Source organism: Streptomyces sp. NPDC005496, assembly GCF_042872045.1.
Lineage (GTDB): Bacteria > Actinomycetota > Actinomycetes > Streptomycetales > Streptomycetaceae > Streptomyces.
On the sequence record NZ_JBIAJQ010000006.1, the window covers coordinates 122,883 to 138,008 of the forward strand.

A 15,126-nucleotide genomic window follows, 5' to 3' on the forward strand; every position below is an offset into this window, starting at 1 on the left:
GGCCGCCGGAGCCACCGCACCGCGGGCACGGGGCGACTGCCCGTACCCGCGGCGGCTCCGTGGCATCAGCGCGTACCTCCCGGGAGGTGCGCGCCATGACGAGGCCGCGGACGGCCGGCGGGCCACCTCTCCGGGACGGAGCCGCGCGCATGCACACGGGCGCTTCCCGGACGCTGCTGCCTCACCGGCGCCGGGGGACCGTGCCGGGTGCCGTCCCCGACGCCAGGACGCCGAACCGGGAGGCCGGACCATGACCGTACCGAACCACTTCACCGCGTCCCTGCCCGAGGCCGAGCGAGCGGCTCACGGCAGGAGCGCACGCTCACGCGCCTCGCGATCGAGTCATGGCTGGTTCGAGGCCGACGAGCGGCGGACCGACCCTGTGGAGGTGGTCGAGCGCCAGTCCGCCGACCGTGTGCGGGAGTTGGTGCCGATCCGCTACGGCCGCATGCTGGAGTCGCCGTTCCGCTTCTACCGCGGGGCGGCGGCCATCATGGCGGGCGACCTCGCGGCCCTGCCCAGCACGGGACTGTGGGTGCAGCTCTGCGGGGACGCGCACCTGCTCAACTTCCGGCTCCTCGCGTCGCCGGAACGTCATCTGGTCTTCGACATCAACGACTTCGACGAGACCCTGCCCGGCCCCTTCGAGTGGGACGTCAAGCGGCTGGCGGCGAGCTTCGTGACGGCGAGTCGAGCCAACGGCTTCTCGCTCAAGGAGCAGAACAGAGCGGTGCGCGCCTGCGTGAGCGCGTACCGGGAACGGATGCGCGAGTTCGCCGGCATGCGCACCCTGGACATCTGGTACGCGCAGGACGACACCGACCGGATGCGCCAGTTGCTGGCCTCCTCGATGGACAAGGAGGCCAGGCGCCGTACGGCCCGGGCGACGGAGCGGGCGCGCACGCGGACCAACATCCAGGCGTTCGAGAAGCTGACCCGGGTCACGGTCGACGGCCGGCGCATCGCCCCGGACCCACCGCTGATCACGCCGCTCGACCAGTTGCGGGACGACCGTGCCGAGGTCGGGCGCGAGGAGCAACTGCGCGGTCTGGTGGGCGGATACGCGCGGACCCTGCCGTCCGAACGCCGTCACCTGCTGCGTCACTACCGGCTCGTGGACATGGCCCGGAAGGTCGTGGGCGTCGGAAGCGTGGGCACCCGCTGCTGGATCCTGCTGCTGCTCGGCAGGGACGACGACGACCCCCTGCTGCTGCAGGCCAAGGAGGCCCAGGAGTCGGTCCTTGCGGCCCACACGGGCGGGGACGGCTACGACAACCAGGGCCGCCGGGTGGTGACCGGCCAGCGCCTGATCCAGACGACCAGCGACATCTTCCTGGGATGGACACACGTCACGGGCCTGGACGGGCAGGACCGGGACTTCTACGTGCGTCAACTGCGGGACTGGAAGGGCATCGCACAGCCGGAGACGATGGACCCCGGCCTGCTCTCCCTCTTCGCTCGGCTGTGCGGGGCCTCGCTGGCCCGTGCCCACGCCCGCTCCGGCGACCCCGTCGCGATCGCCGCGTACCTGGGCGGCAGCGACCGCTTCGACAGGGCGCTCACCGTCTTCGCCCAGTCCTACGCCGACCAGAACGAGCGGGACTTCGAGGCGCTGGGAGCGGCGCGCCGTTCCGGGCGGATCACGGCGGAGAGTCTCTGAGAGGCGGGCTTCCGCCGACCCGAACTCCGCACGCTGTAGCCCTTGTTCCAGCTCCGCCGACCCGAACTCCCCGCGCCGTAGCCCTGGTTCCGGCTCCGCCGCCCCTCTGTCCGCTTCGTCGGAGGCCCCCTCGTCGGGGGCCTTCCTCATCGCGTCACCTGCGCTGTGTCTGTGCTGACTACCCGCGCCGGCCTCCAAGGACCGCCGGCTCGCTTCTCGTCAGCGTGAAACCCCGTGTGATCGCCGCCCGCATCCCCACCCGGACGGAGGCGGACTCACCCCAGCCGAATTCCCGGGACACCCGGTGTCAGCAGGATCATCCGTTCCGTCACTCCGGCAACTGCCGCATCTCCAGGACGCGCAACCCCAGCGACTGGCAGCGGGCCAGCAGCCCGAACAGGTGCGCGTCGTCCACGACGGGGCCGAACAGGAGCGTCTGGCCGGACATCACCACGTGACCGAGCTCCGGGAACGCCTCGGCCAGCGTGTCCGACAGGTCTCCCTCGACGCGAATCTCGTAGCGCATGGCTTGCTCTCCCCTGGGCGGCGTGGGGCAGGCGGACGGCGCCCTTCCCTGCGATCGTGCTCCTTCGCGCCGGACCGGCCATCACCCGGTACAGGTGACCCGCCGGGCACGGCGCGGAGGTCGAAGGGCGTCAATGCTTCAGGACGATCTTGAAGGTGATGATCAGCAGCCCCAGCACCAGGTTGACCGAGGCGGTGCTCGCCATGAGACGCCGCGAGGCACCGGCCCGGCGGGCCGCGGCCACGGACCAGCCCACCTGCCCGGCCACCGCGACGGACAGGGCCAGCCAGACGGCACCCTGCACGTCCAGCCCCAGGAGCGGGCTCACGGCCACCGCGGCGGCGGGCGGAACGGCCGCCTTGACGATCGGCCACTCCTCGCGGCAGACGTGCAGTACCGCTCTGCGGTCCAGGGCCTGCTGCGCCAGACGCGCGCCGAACAACTGCGCGTGGACGTGCGCCACCCAGAACACCACGCCGGTGAGCAACAGCAGCAGCACCAGTTCCGTGCGCGGGAACGAGCCGAGAGTGCCGGCGCCGATCACCACGGAGGCCGCGAGCATGGAGCCGTAGACGCCGCCCGTGTAGTCGGCACGCGTCCGGCGCTCGGTCGGTGTCGTCCGCTCCTCGGCGGGGCTCGGGGTCCGGGACATCGGTCCTCCAGGGGTTCAGCGCGTCGATCCTGTGACGCCGGCCGGGGCTCCGCTCTTCGGCCGCGAGGGACGGCGCTCGCGGCCCGCCGGCAGATGCGGGGTGACGAGGAAACTGGCGAGGGTGATGCCGCCCGTGGCGAGGATCGCCGCCTTCAGCCCGTCGAGCTGCGCGTCGGCGTAGGACTCCGCGATGGCGTCGACCTCCGAAGGCGGCAGTCCCTCGCGTTCGGCCGCCGTGCGGACCTCTTCGGTCGGGACGAAGGAGACTCCGGCCTCCAGGGCCACGCTGACCCCCTCGCGTGCCTGCGCAGACAGCCGCGGGTCGTCCTCGACCTTGCTGGTGACGGCGTGGCCCAGCGCGCCGATGAGGATCGACCCGATGAGCGCGGTTCCCAGAGCGGAGCCCAGGTTCTGTGCGGTGAACTGGAGCCCTCCGACCTCGCTGCGCTCCTTCTCGCCGACGCTGGACTGGACGACGTTGCCGAGCTGCGAGGCGAGCAGGCCGACACCCACGCCGAGCAGCGCCATCGCGCCGGCGAACTGGGCGTCGTCGATCTCCGGCTCGATGGTGGCCAGTAGCCATACGACGGCCGCCGTGAGAGTCAGCAGGGCCAGCCGGACCACCCGGCGCGGTCCCATCACCCTTCCCAGCGCGGAACCGCACAGGGAGGTCACCAGCATGGTGGCGGACACCGGGAGCAGCCGCAGCCCCGTCTGGAAGGCGTCGAACCCCTGCACCACCTGGAGGTACAGCGGGATGGCGAAGAACAGTCCGAGCAGGATGAGGTTCTGGCTCAGCAGCGTCATCAGGCCGGAGCGCAGCACCGGTCTGCTCAGCAGGGACAGATGGACGAGGGGATCGGCGCCCTGTTCGTCCCGCCGTCGTTCCCAGTACCGGAAGAAGGTGAGGACGGCGGCTCCGGCGGCGACGACGAACAGCGTCGGGGCGAAGCCGAGGACGGTGAAGGGCGGATTGCGGGGCTGCACCCATCCCCAGGTGCTGCTCTGCAGCACGCCGAGCACGCACAGCCCCAGTCCGGCCGCGGAGAGCACCGCGCCGATCCCGTCCAGCCGCGGTCGCGGGCCGGTCGGGTCGGTGCGCGGGATCACCCCGCGGCACAGCAGGACGGCCAGCACGACCACGACTTCACCGACGAAGACCAGCCGCCAGGTGAGGTACGTCGTCACCCAGCCGCCCAGCAGGGGGCCGACCGCGATTCCCGCACCGGCGAGCCCGCCGACCACCGCGTAGGCGACGGCCCGGTCCCGTCCTCGGTACGACTCCGCGATGAGGGCGGCCATGGCGGGCAGCACCATGGCGGCGCCGAGTCCTTCGATGACGGACCAGCCCAGGGTGAGGACCCACAGCGTGGGTGCCACGGCGGTCAGGGCCGATCCGACGGCGTAGACGGTGAGACCGAGAAGGAAGACGCGGCGGCGCCCCAGGATGTCACCGAACCTGCCGCCGATGATCATGAAGGCGGCCATCACCAGCGCGTACAGCGTGATGACGGCCTGGATGGCGGTGACCTCGGTGTCGAAGTCCTCGACCAGCTGGCTGATCGAGACGTTCATGACGGACGTGTCCAGGACCATCAGGAACTGGGCCGTACCCAGGACGATCAGAGCGCGCCAGTGCTTCAAGGTGTCCACCTCGCCTCACCGAGTCGGCCGTGCTGCCGGCGGAATGCGCCGGGCGGCGGCCCACGCGTGCGCTGCCGCCCTCCCATCGCAGCCGAACGGCCCGCCCAGCGCCTCACCCGCCACGGGGGAGGGCGAGGGGATCGGGCGGGGCCGTGCGGTAATCGGGCCGGCGCGGCGTCCGGAAGTCTCTCGCGCCATCGGATGCGGGCCTCGGCCACACGGCCCAAGGGAAGGAGTTCATTTCGGTCGCCCGGAGGCGGCGGCTCGCGCCCGCGGCCGCCCGCACCTGATGCCTACGCCGGACGCCCCGGCCGGGGTCGTCGGCGCGGGCGGTTCACATCAGCCCGAGCTCGCGGGCGCGGCGCACCGCCTCGTTGCGCCGGTTCACGGCCAGTTTCCGGTAGACGCTCTTGAGGTGGGTCTTCACCGTGTTCACGGACACGTAGAGGTCCGCGGCGATCTCCTCGGTGGACATCATCCTGGCCAGCCGTTCCAGGACGTCGCGCTCGCGTCCGCTCAACTCCTCGGCGACGAGCGCCGGGGGCCGCTCGTCCTCGGCGGCGGCCGGCGTGCTCCGTCGCGACGGACCGGGGGCCAGCCAGTCCGCGGCAAGGTCGTGCAGCGGCGCGGTGGCCAGCATGGGCCGTAGCCATGGACCGGCATCGAGGAAGGGACGCCGCAGCCGCTCACGCCGGGCGTCGAGAAGCGCCTGCGCGACGAGCCGGCGGGCGGTGGCGCCGTCGCCCGCCTCCTGCGCCGCCCGGGCCTTGACCAGCGCTGCCCGGACGGTCACGGCCGGACCGGTGCGGCCCGTGGTGGGGATCGCGTCGAGCAGGGCGAGCGCCCTCTCGGGACGGGCCGCGGCGAGGAACATCCGTGCCGCCTCGACCGCGCAGGCCGGCTGATCGGCGGACACGTCTTCGAGTACCTCGACCGCGCTCTCCGGGTGCCCCTCCGACAGGTGGGCGGCGGAGACGACCAGTGCCGCGCAGCCGTCCGCCCAGGGCGAGGGCACGGCGGTGGACACGCCCGGGTCCACCACCTCCACGGCGGCGCGGGCCTTGCCCCGGGCCAGCAGAAGGCGAGCCTCGACGACGGCTCGTCCCGCCGCCGTCACCGGGTCCTGCCCGATGAGGGGGAGCCGGGCCGTCTCGTCGAGGAGTCCCTGGGCCCGGCCCAGCTCATCGCGCTCGATGGCCACGGCGGCCAGCACCAGCAGCCCGAGGGCGGAGCCGGCGCCGGACGGGTCCTGTCGGGGCGGCCCGGACGAGGGGTCCTGGCGAGGCGGACCGGACCGCTGCGGTTCGGGGGCTCCCGTCAGGGCCTTGCGCTCCGCCCGGCCGATCCAGCCGTGGAGGTGGTCGATCAGAGCCAGGTGCCCGACCGCCTCCTCACGCGGGAGCACGGTGGGCGCCCCGCCCGGCGTGCCCGCCACCTGGGCCAGCACCGCGCGCGCGTCCTCGAACCGTCCGGCCCACAGGCGGGCCGAGCCCAGATGGGTCCGCAGGAGCGCCATGAGTTCGGGATGCCCGTCCAGCAGTGGACCCGGGACCTCCCGCCGGAGTGCGCCGGCCGTCTCGGCGGCCGCCTCGGCGTCGTCGGGCGCGCCGGTCAGCCGGGCGGCCAGCGTCTGCAGCAGGGCGCAGCTCAGCCGGGCGGACGCGGCGTCGGGTCCCGCGGCGGCCAGCCGCTCCTGCGCGCGGCGCAGGTGGTGCAGTCCGCGTTCGGCTTCGCCCCGGGACAGGTCGCGGGCCGCCCGCACCAGATCGGTGGCGGGGCCGGCGGTCCCGGGGTCCAACTCGGAGAAGACGTGGTCGAGTTCGCCGGAGCGCAGACCGGTGAAGAACTGCCCGATCGCCAGGTCGTCGACGAGGGCTTCGGCGGTGAACTCCCAGTCGCCCGAGGCCGCGCCGTGGGCGAGGGTCTCCGTGAGCGTCCCCCGGCGGCGCAGCCAGCGTGCGGCGCGCCGGTGGAGTTCCGGCTCCAGGCCGGGCATGCGCACCCGCAGATGGGCGCGGAGTATCTCCCCGAACAGCGGGTGCAGCCGATACCACGAGTGCCCCAGACGCTCGACGAACGCGTTCCCGCGGTGCAGTCCGTCGAGGATGGGCTCGGCGTCGCTCCGCAGGGTCAGGGCGTCCGCCAGGCCGGGACAGAAGCGGTCCAGGACGCTGACGCGCAGCAGCAGGTCCTGGGTCTCCGCCGTCTGCCGCTTGAGCACTTCGGCGAGCAGGAAGTCCGCGACCGTGCTCCGGTCCGCCTCGAACTCCTTCAGATACCTCTCCGGATCCTCGGTCTCCCCTGCGGCCAGGGCACACAGGCGCAGACCGGCCGCCCAGCCGCGGGTGCGATCCACCAGGGCGCTCGCGGCCGGCACCGGCAGAGTCAGTCCGTGCAGCTCCAGCAGCGCCACCGTCTCCTCCGGCGTGAAGGCGAGCTCGGCGGCGCGGATCTCCGTCAGCTCGTCCGCCGCCCGGTAGCGGTGCAGGGGCAGGAGGGGTTCGGTCCGGGTCACCAGGACCAGACGCAGGCCCTGCCCCGCGTGATGCAGGACGAACTCCAGCTGCTCCGCGATCTCCGGGTCCGTCACACGGTCGTACTCGTCGATCATCACGACGACGGGTCCGGCACGGCCGTTCAGCTCGGCGGCGAGCGCCGACAGCAGCCGCTGGTCCACCCGGCCCGCCTCGGCCGGAACCCCCACCGCTGCGGACACCGGCGCCCCGCCAGCGCGCAGGGCTTGCAGCACGTAGGCCCAGAACACTCCGGGACGCCGGTCCTCCGCCTCCGCGGACAGCCAGGCGACCGGCTGCCGCAGTCCGGCGGCCCAGTCGGCGGCCAGCAGGGTCTTGCCCGCTCCGGCCGGACCGTTGACCAGCGTCAACGGCGTCCGGAGGGCTTCGTCGAGATGATCGACGAGTCGCTGCCGCCGCAGGAACGTGGCCGGTCCTGTCGGCACGGTGATCCGCGTACGGAGAAGGGGTTCTCCCGGAAGATCGAGCCACGGGGCGCCCGGGTCGGCCGCTCCCGAAGCATGCTCGGAGGTCTCCGCCACGGGCGCTCACCACCACTGTCCGTCGGAGTCGTGTCACGGGGCAGTGCTCTCGGATCCAGCATCCCAGCCCTCCCGCCCCCGCGCGCGACGTGCAAGATCGGTACTGGGGTGGTAGGCGGCGCCCTCCGGGCGTGTACGCGAGCGCTTTCCGGCCGTGCGTCAGGTACCTGCCGGGTCGCCGCCCTGCCGGGCGCCGGTGAACATGTCGACCAGGCTGTGCGGCGCGTTCTCGTCGAGGTAGAGGGGGAGAAGGGCGGCGGCCTCGGCGGCCGCCTCGGCACTGCGGGGGAACAGCGCTTCCTCGTACGCGGTGAGCGCCGCCTCGGTGTCGTCGGGGTGGGCGGCTATGGCGTCGGCGAGTTCCGCGCCGTCGAGCATGGCGATGTTGGCGCCCTCGCCGGAGGGCAGCATGAGGTGGGCGGCGTCACCGAGCAGGGTGACGCCCGGGACATGCTCCCACCGGTGGTCGCCCGGCAGTGAGTGCAGGATCCGGGCGACCGGAGCGGTCTCGCCGTCGGTGATGAGCGCGGTGAGTTCGGGTGCCCATCCGGGGAACTCCTCGGCGACCCGGGCCGCGGCTCCGGCGGCGTCGGTGAAGTCGATGTCGTCGATCCACTCACGCGGTTTGTTGAGCTGGACGTAGGTGTGCAGGACGCCGTCCGGCTCCCGGTGGGCGGCGATTCCCTTGCCCGGTGCGAGCGCGAACATGGAGCCCTCTCCGACCGCCCCGGCGCTGGCGGGGTGGCGTTCGTCGCTGTCGAACAGGTAGGTCTCGACGAACACCGTGCCGGCGTACTCGGGTCGCGCCGCGGACAGCAGGGGGCGGACCCGTGACCACGCGCCGTCCGCGCCGACCAGGAGGCCGCTCGTCACCTTCGAGCCGTCGGCGAAGGTGAGCTCGTGCCGGCCGTCGCCCAGAGACCGGGCCACGGTGACCTTGTGCCCCCAGGCGACCGTGCCGGCGGGCAGCGAGTCGAGAAGCAGCTGCCGCAGCCGGCCGCGGAGCACCTCGGGCCGCCCGCCCGAGCCGTCGTCGGGCCGGTCGAACAGCACGGTCGCGTGCCGGTCGAGCACGCGGATCGCTTGACCGCCCTCGTGGATGAGGTCGAGGAACCGGTCGTACAGGCCTGCGGCCTTGAGAGCCCGCTGTCCGTCGTGGTCGTGGATGTCGAGCATGCCGCCCTGGGCACGCGCGGCCGGTGACGCCTCTGCCTCGTACACCGTCGCCGGGATGCCGTGGACGTGCAGGACGCGGGCCAGCGTCAGCCCGCCGAGCCCCGCTCCGACGATCGTGACGTGCGTGGTCATGGTGCTTCCTCCGTGATCGCGGACCCCGGGGCGAGCGCCGACCGAGGGAGTCTGGAACGACGTTCCAGCACGCCCAGAGTGGAACACCGTTCCATCACCTGTCAAGCTGGAACAATGTTCCAGAGCGTCTACGATGGCGGCATGGCAACCAGGACGCGCCGTCCGGACCGACGGCAGGAACCGCTCTCCCGCGAGCGCATCGTCACCACCGCCGTGGAACTCCTCGACATGGTGGGGGAGGGCGGTCTCACCTTCCGCGCGCTGGCCGAGCGGCTCGCGACCGGCCCCGGGGCGATCTACTGGCACGTCACGGGCAAGGCCGAGCTCCTCGGTGCCGCAACCGACGCCGTCATCGGAGCCACCACCGTCGGAGACACTGCCGCGACCCCGCAGGAGACGATCCGCGCCCTCGCACTGGGCCTGTTCGACGCGATCGACGCCCATCCCTGGGTCGGCACGCAACTCGCCAGTTCACCGTCGCAGCCGCCCATGCTCCAGGTCTTCGAAAGCCTCGGACGACAGGTCCAGGCGCTCGGGGTGCCGGACGAGGCCCAGTTCACCGCGGCGTCCGCGCTGCTGAACTACATCCTCGGAGTGGCGGGCCAGAACGCCGCGAACGCGCGCACGGTGCGGCCGGGCACGGACCGCACCGAGTTCCTCGACGCCACGGCGACCGCGTGGGAGGCACTCGACCCCGACCGCTACCCGTTCACCCGGCACGTCGCCGAGCGCCTCCGCCGGCACGACGACCGGGCAGAGTTCGCGGCCGGCATCGACCTCATCCTCGCGGGGATCACCGCGCGCCCGTAGCCCGGTTCCTCCGGAGGCCTCCGGACGTCCGTGGTCCGGCGCCTGTCCGTGCCCGCTCCTCAGCTTCGGGCCGGGTCGCCCTCGAACTCGGGACGGAAGCTGCGGATCACGTCGTGACCCGGCTGGACGAGGACGTAACTGTGCTCCGGGACCTCGTTCCAGGCGCCCGGGAGGTCGCCCAGCGGTTCCGACACGACGAGACGCGTCTCCTCCGAGACCTCACGGAGGAACCCGACGTCGGGGTGGAGGGAGCGCAGGGTGTCCACCCTCGTGCTGAAGTACAGCGAGCGTGACCGCCCTTCGCTGGAGTAGCGGAACGCCCACAGCCGCTCGCCGTCCGCCACCGCGACGGTCATCTGGAGGGGATTCTCGACGCCGTGCGCGTGGCCCGTTCGCTCGACGAGGGCCGCCATACGGGCCACCGCCCCGGGTGGGTCCTCCGTGAGGCCGAAGGTGAGGGCGAGGTAGAACATGAGCTCGGAGTCGGTGGACCCCTCGATGTCGGGGTACAGCTCCGGATCGACGGCCACGGCGAGATCACGCCGGAGGAGACGGAAACCGTTGATCATCCCGTTGTGCATCCACATCCAGCGGTCGTGCCGGAAGGGGTGGCAGTTGGACTGCTGCACGGCCGTCCCGGTCGCCGCCCGGATGTGGGCGAAGAAGAGGCCCGAGCGGACGTGATGGGCGACCTCCCGCAGATTGCGGTTGTTCCACGCCGGGCCCACGTCCCGCACGATGGCCGGGGTCGCGCCCGTGTCCAGGGTGTACCAGCCGAGGCCGAAACCGTCGCCGTTGGTCGTCTCCACCCCCATGCGGGAGTGCAGACTCTGGTCGATCAGGGAGTGGGTCGGCTTGAACAGCACCTGGCTGAGCAGGACAGGAGTGCCCGAGTAGGCGATCCAGCGGCACATCTTGGATCCCTCCGCTGCTGGGATCAACGGCCCGTCACAGGAGAGGCGCCGTCGGACGAGTAGTCCCCAGTATCGCCCGGCCGTGCGCCGACGGCACGCCGGGACGCCCTTTGTTCTGGCCCGGAGACAGGGGGGACAGGGGCGGCCTTACGGGGACGGCGTCCGGGCGCGGCACACGGACAAGGCCGGATCGGGCAGTGCCTGGTGGGAGCGCCGGGAGAGGGTGTGGCGGGCGCGCTTTCTGGACCTCCGCCCCTGGCGATTCCGTCATGGCCCTCGCGTCTAGGGTTCGGACATGACATCGAGCGCCTACCTCTCCGAACTCTTCTCGCTGGACGGCCGGGTCGCCGTCGTGACCGGAGGGAGTTCCGGTATCGGCAGAGCCATCGCGGGAGCGCTCGCCAGGGCCGGTGCGAGCGTGGTGGTCGTGGCGCGCAAGGAACGCGAACTGACGGCCACCGTCGACGAGTTGACGGCGGAGGGATGCCGGGCGGCCTGGGTGAGCGCAGATCTGGGCACCCGCGAGGGCGTGCGCGCGGCGGCGGAACAGGCGGCCGAGGTGTTCGGCGAGCCCGACATTCTCGTCAACAGCGCCGGGGTCAACCTGCGGCCGCCGATGGACGAGCTGACCGACGAGGTGTGGGACACCACCATGGCGGTGAACCTGGAGGCGCCCTATCTGCTCGGCCAGCGGTTCGGGCCCGGTATGGCCGAGCGCGGATTCGGCCGGATCATCCACATCACCTCGCAGCAGGCGCACCGGGCGTTCGTCCAGAGCGGCGCCTACGGCGTCTCCAAGGGGGCGCTGGAGTCCTTGGCCCGGTCACAGGCGGAGGCCTGGTCGCGGCACGGCGTCACCTGCAACACGCTCGTGCCCGGCTTCGTCATGACGCCGCTCAACGAACGCCTGTCGTCCGACCCGGAGAAGGTGGCGGCGCTCGCGGAGCGCACGATGGCCGGGCGCAACGGTCTGGCCCAGGACTTCGCCGGCGCCGCGGTGTTCCTGGCCGGTCAGGCGTCCGGCTACGTCACCGGTCAGTCGATCTTCGTCGACGGTGGCCTCTCCGTGCACTGAGCCGGGGCCGACGCCGGTGCCGTCCGGCCGTACAGCGAGCGATGGGTGCCGCGGGGCGCCTGTCCCGCGTCGTGCGATGCTCACCGCATGAACACGCAAGACGCTGTGGTGGTCGTCCGCCGGCCTGGCAGGGACCTCTCCGCCCGTGACGGGCTGTCCGAGCTGCTGGCCGCCTACCACCTGCGGACGCAGGCCGAGAAGGGTGAGGCCGCCGGCGGCGTGGACGAGCTGCCGGACCGCTACCGCGCCGAACTGGTCCGTCCTGAGGCCGTTTTCGCGGACGACGCCGTGTTGCTGGCGTTCAGCGGTGCCACCGCGGTGGGCTGTCTGGTCGTGACCGCTCCCGTCGACGGGCACTGCGAGATCAAGAGGCTCTGGACGGACCCGGCGTTCCGGGGGAGGGGCGTGGCCTCCGACCTGGTCGGCGCCGCGCTGACGTACGCCGCAGACCTCGGCGTGGGCCTGGTGCGGCTGTCGGTGTGGGAGTGGCGTACCGGGGCCATCGCACTGTACGAGCGGCTCGGGTTCACCATCACCGAGTCCTGGGACGACCGCGACCGGCTCGTCTGCATGGTGCACGCGGTGAAGGGCTTGTAGTCCCACGCAGGCGCGGCGGAGGTGATGCGCTTGCCGTGGCCCAGGACGGTGTGACGGGCGATGGCGGGTACGTGATCCCGGGTCGCGCCCGTACCGGCAGGGGGCGCGAGCCCCGGCCGGTACGGTGCGCTGTCTCAACCGGCGTCGGCCAAGTCGAAGTTGAGCCGCTCCCGCACTACCGGGTAGCCCGCCTTGGCGAAGTTGGCGGCCATCGGGAAGTTGCCCTGGTCCGTCGCCGCGGACACGAAGTCCGCGCCTTGCTCGACCAGGAAGTGGGTGCACTCCGCGAGCAGGTCATAGGCGTACCCGCGGCCCCGCTGCTCCGGCAGCACCCCGATGAATCCGACGCAAGGGCCCGACGGGTTGCGCGCCGGGATGTGGATGCCCACCGGCTCCCCTTGCGGAGTGTGAGCGATCTGCCACCACTCCCGAGGCGACGGGCACCAGTTGAAGAAGTCGAGTTCCTCCTGGGCGGCCTTGTCGATGCCGCCTTCGCGGATGGCTCGCAGGGCGTGGGCGTCCAACGTCACGGAGTGGATGCTGCGCAGCGCGTCGAAGAAGACCGCGTCGTCCGGTTCGGAGCGGAACTCCAGGCGGCCGGGGCGTTCGGGCAGCCCGCAGTCGGGTGTCCAGCGGTACAGGAAGCGCTCCACCAGGAGTTCGTATCCCGCCGCCCGTGCGGCGGTGAACCGTGTCTCGGCGGCGGTGCGCAGGGCGGGGTCCTCGCACCAGCCGGCGGGCAGGTTCATCTCGAGTTCGACCTGCCAGGGTGCGCTGCGCAGGAGTTCGGCTCCGGCCTTCTCCTCGCCCTCGGCCACGTCGAACCAGTTGACGGTCAGCGGTGTGGTGTCGTCGGGGCCACCCCACCAGGCGGCACGGGCGACGACCTTTCCGTCGCGCAGGGCCACGCGCTTCCAGTCGGTGCGGAAGCGGGTGCGCCGGTGTGCCTCTCGCGTGTTCAGCGGGTCGGGCAGGGTGTCGAAGAGATGTGCGTCGCGCTCGTCGAGCGCGTGGATGACCGTGTCGGTCATGAGTCCTCCGGGAAGAATGCCGTGTGAAGCGCTCCCGGTCGGATCAGACGAGCCACGCCGGGGCAACGGAAAGGGAGCGCTGGGTCGTTGTGAACTGCATGGCACTCGCCTCCTTCCGTCCGTCTCAGGGCGTGCGCCCACCTTACGGCCCACGGCGAGCCGGGGCCACCGGTTTTTGACGACGGTCGCGTCCCGGTCTCCTTCCCTTGGCTGACCGGTGCTCGGCCGCCGCAGACGCCCCCGACCCGTCGGCAGCGGTGACTGGAAGGGTTCGGAATCACCGTCTCAGCTGTCCCGCGCCTCCAGCAGCTCCTCCGGGGGCCGGAACCCCGCCCGTCGGTAGAGCGGGGCGCTGCGCTCGGACGGCCAGACCACGAGCACGTCCATGCCCGTGGCCCGTGCGTGCCGGCGCAGGGCGTCGAGCAGTGCGGCACCGCACCCGCGGTCGCGGAACCCGGGGGTCACGTAGAAGTTCGTCACGTAACCGAGGGGTGTGTTGTCCTCATAGGCCTCGGGCACTCGTTCCACGAGGTTGAGGAAGACGTGCCCCCGGGCCACTCCGTCGCTTTCGGCCACCCAGGCCAACCACCGTCCGTCGCCCAGCCGTTCCCGGATCCACTGCTCGGCCTCCCTCGCGGAGTGAACCGGGGCGGGGGCGTCGACCTCGTGGTCCGCTTCGTAGTCCTCCTGCTTGAACGCCCAGCGCAACCGCGCCAGTTCGGGAGCGTCGGCCGCCTCAGCCCGGCGTACACGGAAGTCTGTGGTCATGCGGCAAGTTTCGCGTGGTCTCGCCTCGGCCGCGCCTGAATTTCTGTCGGCCGCGTCCCGGAGGGCGTGCAGGCGCCGCGCCCTGAGTGGTCCGGCACGGCAAGGGGCCCGTTGTGGGACGCGGTTCGCGTCTCGCGCCGCAGTCGCGATCACGTTCACGCGGCGCGGGTTCGGCTCCGGCTGCCGGTGACGGTCCCTGCGTCGCGGTTCATCCCCGACACCTCGGCGTCAGTAGGGGAGCCCTTCCGACGCAGCGTGCAGGGCGGCGAGGAGGCAGGCGGTGATCTCGTTGCCGGCCGCGTCCGGGTCGTCCCCGTACCGCCGTGCGAAGTCCTCGGCGACGGCGCGCAGTGCCCCGTTGAGGGTCGCGGCGTGGACCTTCACTCGCAGGTCGTCGACGTCCGCGCCGGATCGCCGGGCGAGCATCGTCGCGAGGACGGGCAGTGCGTCGTCGTGCGCCTGGAGCCAGACGGCGCGGAGTGCCGGGTCGGTGGAGGTCATCCGGATCAGGTCGAGGATGACGGGGGCGGCCGGCGGCATCTCACCGTTCCCGCAGAGGTCCTCGAAGAAGTCCAGCAGGCTCATGTCCGTCGGCCAGTACCGCAGTTGGTCCATGGCGAAGTCGAGGCCCGCGGTGAGCAGCGGCAGTACGCAGCTCTCCTTGGTGGGGAAGTGCCGCCACAGCGTGCGGGCGGAGACGCCGACCGCCTGGGCGATCTGCTCGCCCGTCGTTGCGCCGACGCCCTGCGTGGTGAACAGGTGGACGGCCTCACGGGCGATGTCGAAGCGGAGGGCGGACCTGCGCCGTTGGGCGAGCGACGGCCTGTCGTCCGGTGCCGCAGGCTGCCCGTGGTCCACGGATGGCGTCCTGCGCACGCTCGCTCCCCGCCCTCGGTCTCTGGTCGCCGCAGCATAGCGAAGCCGCCGCAAGATGACGCATGCAGACGTCTTGTCACTGAGTGACACGCGAACTTACTCTAACGTAAGTAACCAGCGAGTAACCGCCGCGGTCTCGCCCGCTCTTTGGCATGCCCCTGCCAAGCGACGGGCGCGGTCCGGCCTGCGCGAACCCCGCCCGGCCCGCCG

Annotated in this window: 13 protein-coding genes; 4 read left to right on the forward strand and 9 right to left on the reverse strand. The window is 72.1% G+C overall.

The features are described from left to right. Positions 1-250: 250 nt before the first annotated feature. A complete protein-coding gene (locus ACFYQQ_RS19740; protein WP_356169920.1) occupies positions 251-1,660 on the forward strand; it encodes a DUF2252 domain-containing protein in 1,410 nt (469 codons plus the stop codon). Between the two features lie 328 nt (positions 1,661-1,988). Here ACFYQQ_RS19740 and ACFYQQ_RS19745 read toward each other — a convergent pair whose 3' ends face one another. The 5 genes from ACFYQQ_RS19745 to ACFYQQ_RS19765 form a co-directional block, all read right to left on the reverse strand. After that, positions 1,989-2,186 carry a hypothetical protein gene (locus ACFYQQ_RS19745; protein ID WP_355788727.1) on the reverse strand — a complete coding sequence of 66 codons (198 nt, stop codon included), beginning with the start codon at positions 2,184-2,186 and terminating at the stop codon, positions 1,989-1,991. Positions 2,187-2,316: 130 nt separating this feature from the next. Beyond that, a complete protein-coding gene (locus ACFYQQ_RS19750; RefSeq protein ID WP_356169923.1) occupies positions 2,317-2,838 on the reverse strand; it encodes a hypothetical protein in 522 nt (173 codons plus the stop codon). A 15-nt stretch (positions 2,839-2,853) separates the two neighbouring features. Continuing rightward, the gene (locus tag ACFYQQ_RS19755; RefSeq protein WP_355794102.1) at positions 2,854-4,482 is read right to left on the reverse strand and encodes an MFS transporter; all 1,629 of its coding nucleotides are present in this window, start codon (positions 4,480-4,482) and stop codon (positions 2,854-2,856) included. A 334-nt stretch (positions 4,483-4,816) separates the two neighbouring features. Continuing rightward, positions 4,817-7,537, reverse strand: coding sequence for a LuxR C-terminal-related transcriptional regulator (locus tag ACFYQQ_RS19760; RefSeq protein ID WP_388904883.1), 2,721 nt, complete (start codon positions 7,535-7,537; stop codon positions 4,817-4,819). Positions 7,538-7,696: 159 nt separating this feature from the next. Continuing rightward, entirely contained in the window at positions 7,697-8,845 is a 1,149-nt protein-coding gene (locus ACFYQQ_RS19765; RefSeq protein ID WP_388904884.1) for an FAD-dependent oxidoreductase, read from the reverse strand. A gap of 141 nt (positions 8,846-8,986) precedes the next feature. On the opposite strand from ACFYQQ_RS19765, the gene ACFYQQ_RS19770 reads away from it, so the two are divergent. After that, entirely contained in the window at positions 8,987-9,655 is a 669-nt protein-coding gene (locus ACFYQQ_RS19770; RefSeq protein ID WP_388904885.1) for a TetR/AcrR family transcriptional regulator, read from the forward strand. A 59-nt stretch (positions 9,656-9,714) separates the two neighbouring features. Here the strand turns inward: ACFYQQ_RS19770 and ACFYQQ_RS19775 are convergent, their stop codons facing one another. Further along, entirely contained in the window at positions 9,715-10,569 is an 855-nt protein-coding gene (locus tag ACFYQQ_RS19775; RefSeq protein WP_355793213.1) for a class II glutamine amidotransferase, read from the reverse strand. Positions 10,570-10,864: 295 nt separating this feature from the next. On the opposite strand from ACFYQQ_RS19775, the gene ACFYQQ_RS19780 reads away from it, so the two are divergent. Then, complete coding sequence (locus tag ACFYQQ_RS19780; protein ID WP_355793211.1) at positions 10,865-11,644, forward strand: SDR family oxidoreductase; 780 nt, start codon at positions 10,865-10,867, stop codon at positions 11,642-11,644. 87 nt (positions 11,645-11,731) lie between these two features. Beyond that, positions 11,732-12,241 (forward strand): GNAT family N-acetyltransferase, encoded by a 510-nt coding sequence (locus tag ACFYQQ_RS19785; protein WP_355793209.1) that lies wholly within the window; start codon positions 11,732-11,734, stop codon positions 12,239-12,241. A gap of 134 nt (positions 12,242-12,375) precedes the next feature. Here the strand turns inward: ACFYQQ_RS19785 and ACFYQQ_RS19790 are convergent, their stop codons facing one another. From ACFYQQ_RS19790 to ACFYQQ_RS19800, 3 genes are all read right to left on the reverse strand, one after another. Further along, positions 12,376-13,272, reverse strand: a complete 897-nt coding sequence (locus ACFYQQ_RS19790; RefSeq protein WP_388904886.1) for a GNAT family N-acetyltransferase — start codon at positions 13,270-13,272, stop codon at positions 12,376-12,378. A 285-nt stretch (positions 13,273-13,557) separates the two neighbouring features. Continuing rightward, positions 13,558-14,040 (reverse strand): GNAT family N-acetyltransferase, encoded by a 483-nt coding sequence (locus tag ACFYQQ_RS19795; RefSeq protein WP_355794280.1) that lies wholly within the window; start codon positions 14,038-14,040, stop codon positions 13,558-13,560. 228 nt (positions 14,041-14,268) lie between these two features. Further along, positions 14,269-14,916 (reverse strand): helix-turn-helix domain-containing protein, encoded by a 648-nt coding sequence (locus ACFYQQ_RS19800; RefSeq protein ID WP_356241151.1) that lies wholly within the window; start codon positions 14,914-14,916, stop codon positions 14,269-14,271. Positions 14,917-15,126: the final 210 nt, after the last annotated feature.

Bases quoted from the DNA above. Each gene is read 5' to 3' on its own strand.
- ACFYQQ_RS19740 (WP_356169920.1), top strand. From the start codon at position 251: ATGACCGTACCGAACCACTTCACCGCGTCCCTGCCCGAGGCCGAGCGA.
- ACFYQQ_RS19745 (WP_355788727.1), bottom strand. From the start codon at position 2,186: ATGCGCTACGAGATTCGCGTCGAGGGAGACCTGTCGGACACGCTGGCC.
- ACFYQQ_RS19750 (WP_356169923.1), bottom strand. From the start codon at position 2,838: ATGTCCCGGACCCCGAGCCCCGCCGAGGAGCGGACGACACCGACCGAG.
- ACFYQQ_RS19765 (WP_388904884.1), bottom strand. From the start codon at position 8,845: ATGACCACGCACGTCACGATCGTCGGAGCGGGGCTCGGCGGGCTGACG.
- ACFYQQ_RS19770 (WP_388904885.1), top strand. From the start codon at position 8,987: ATGGCAACCAGGACGCGCCGTCCGGACCGACGGCAGGAACCGCTCTCC.
- ACFYQQ_RS19775 (WP_355793213.1), bottom strand. From the start codon at position 10,569: ATGTGCCGCTGGATCGCCTACTCGGGCACTCCTGTCCTGCTCAGCCAG.
- ACFYQQ_RS19780 (WP_355793211.1), top strand. From the start codon at position 10,865: ATGACATCGAGCGCCTACCTCTCCGAACTCTTCTCGCTGGACGGCCGG.
- ACFYQQ_RS19785 (WP_355793209.1), top strand. From the start codon at position 11,732: ATGAACACGCAAGACGCTGTGGTGGTCGTCCGCCGGCCTGGCAGGGAC.
- ACFYQQ_RS19790 (WP_388904886.1), bottom strand. From the start codon at position 13,272: ATGACCGACACGGTCATCCACGCGCTCGACGAGCGCGACGCACATCTC.
- ACFYQQ_RS19795 (WP_355794280.1), bottom strand. From the start codon at position 14,040: ATGACCACAGACTTCCGTGTACGCCGGGCTGAGGCGGCCGACGCTCCC.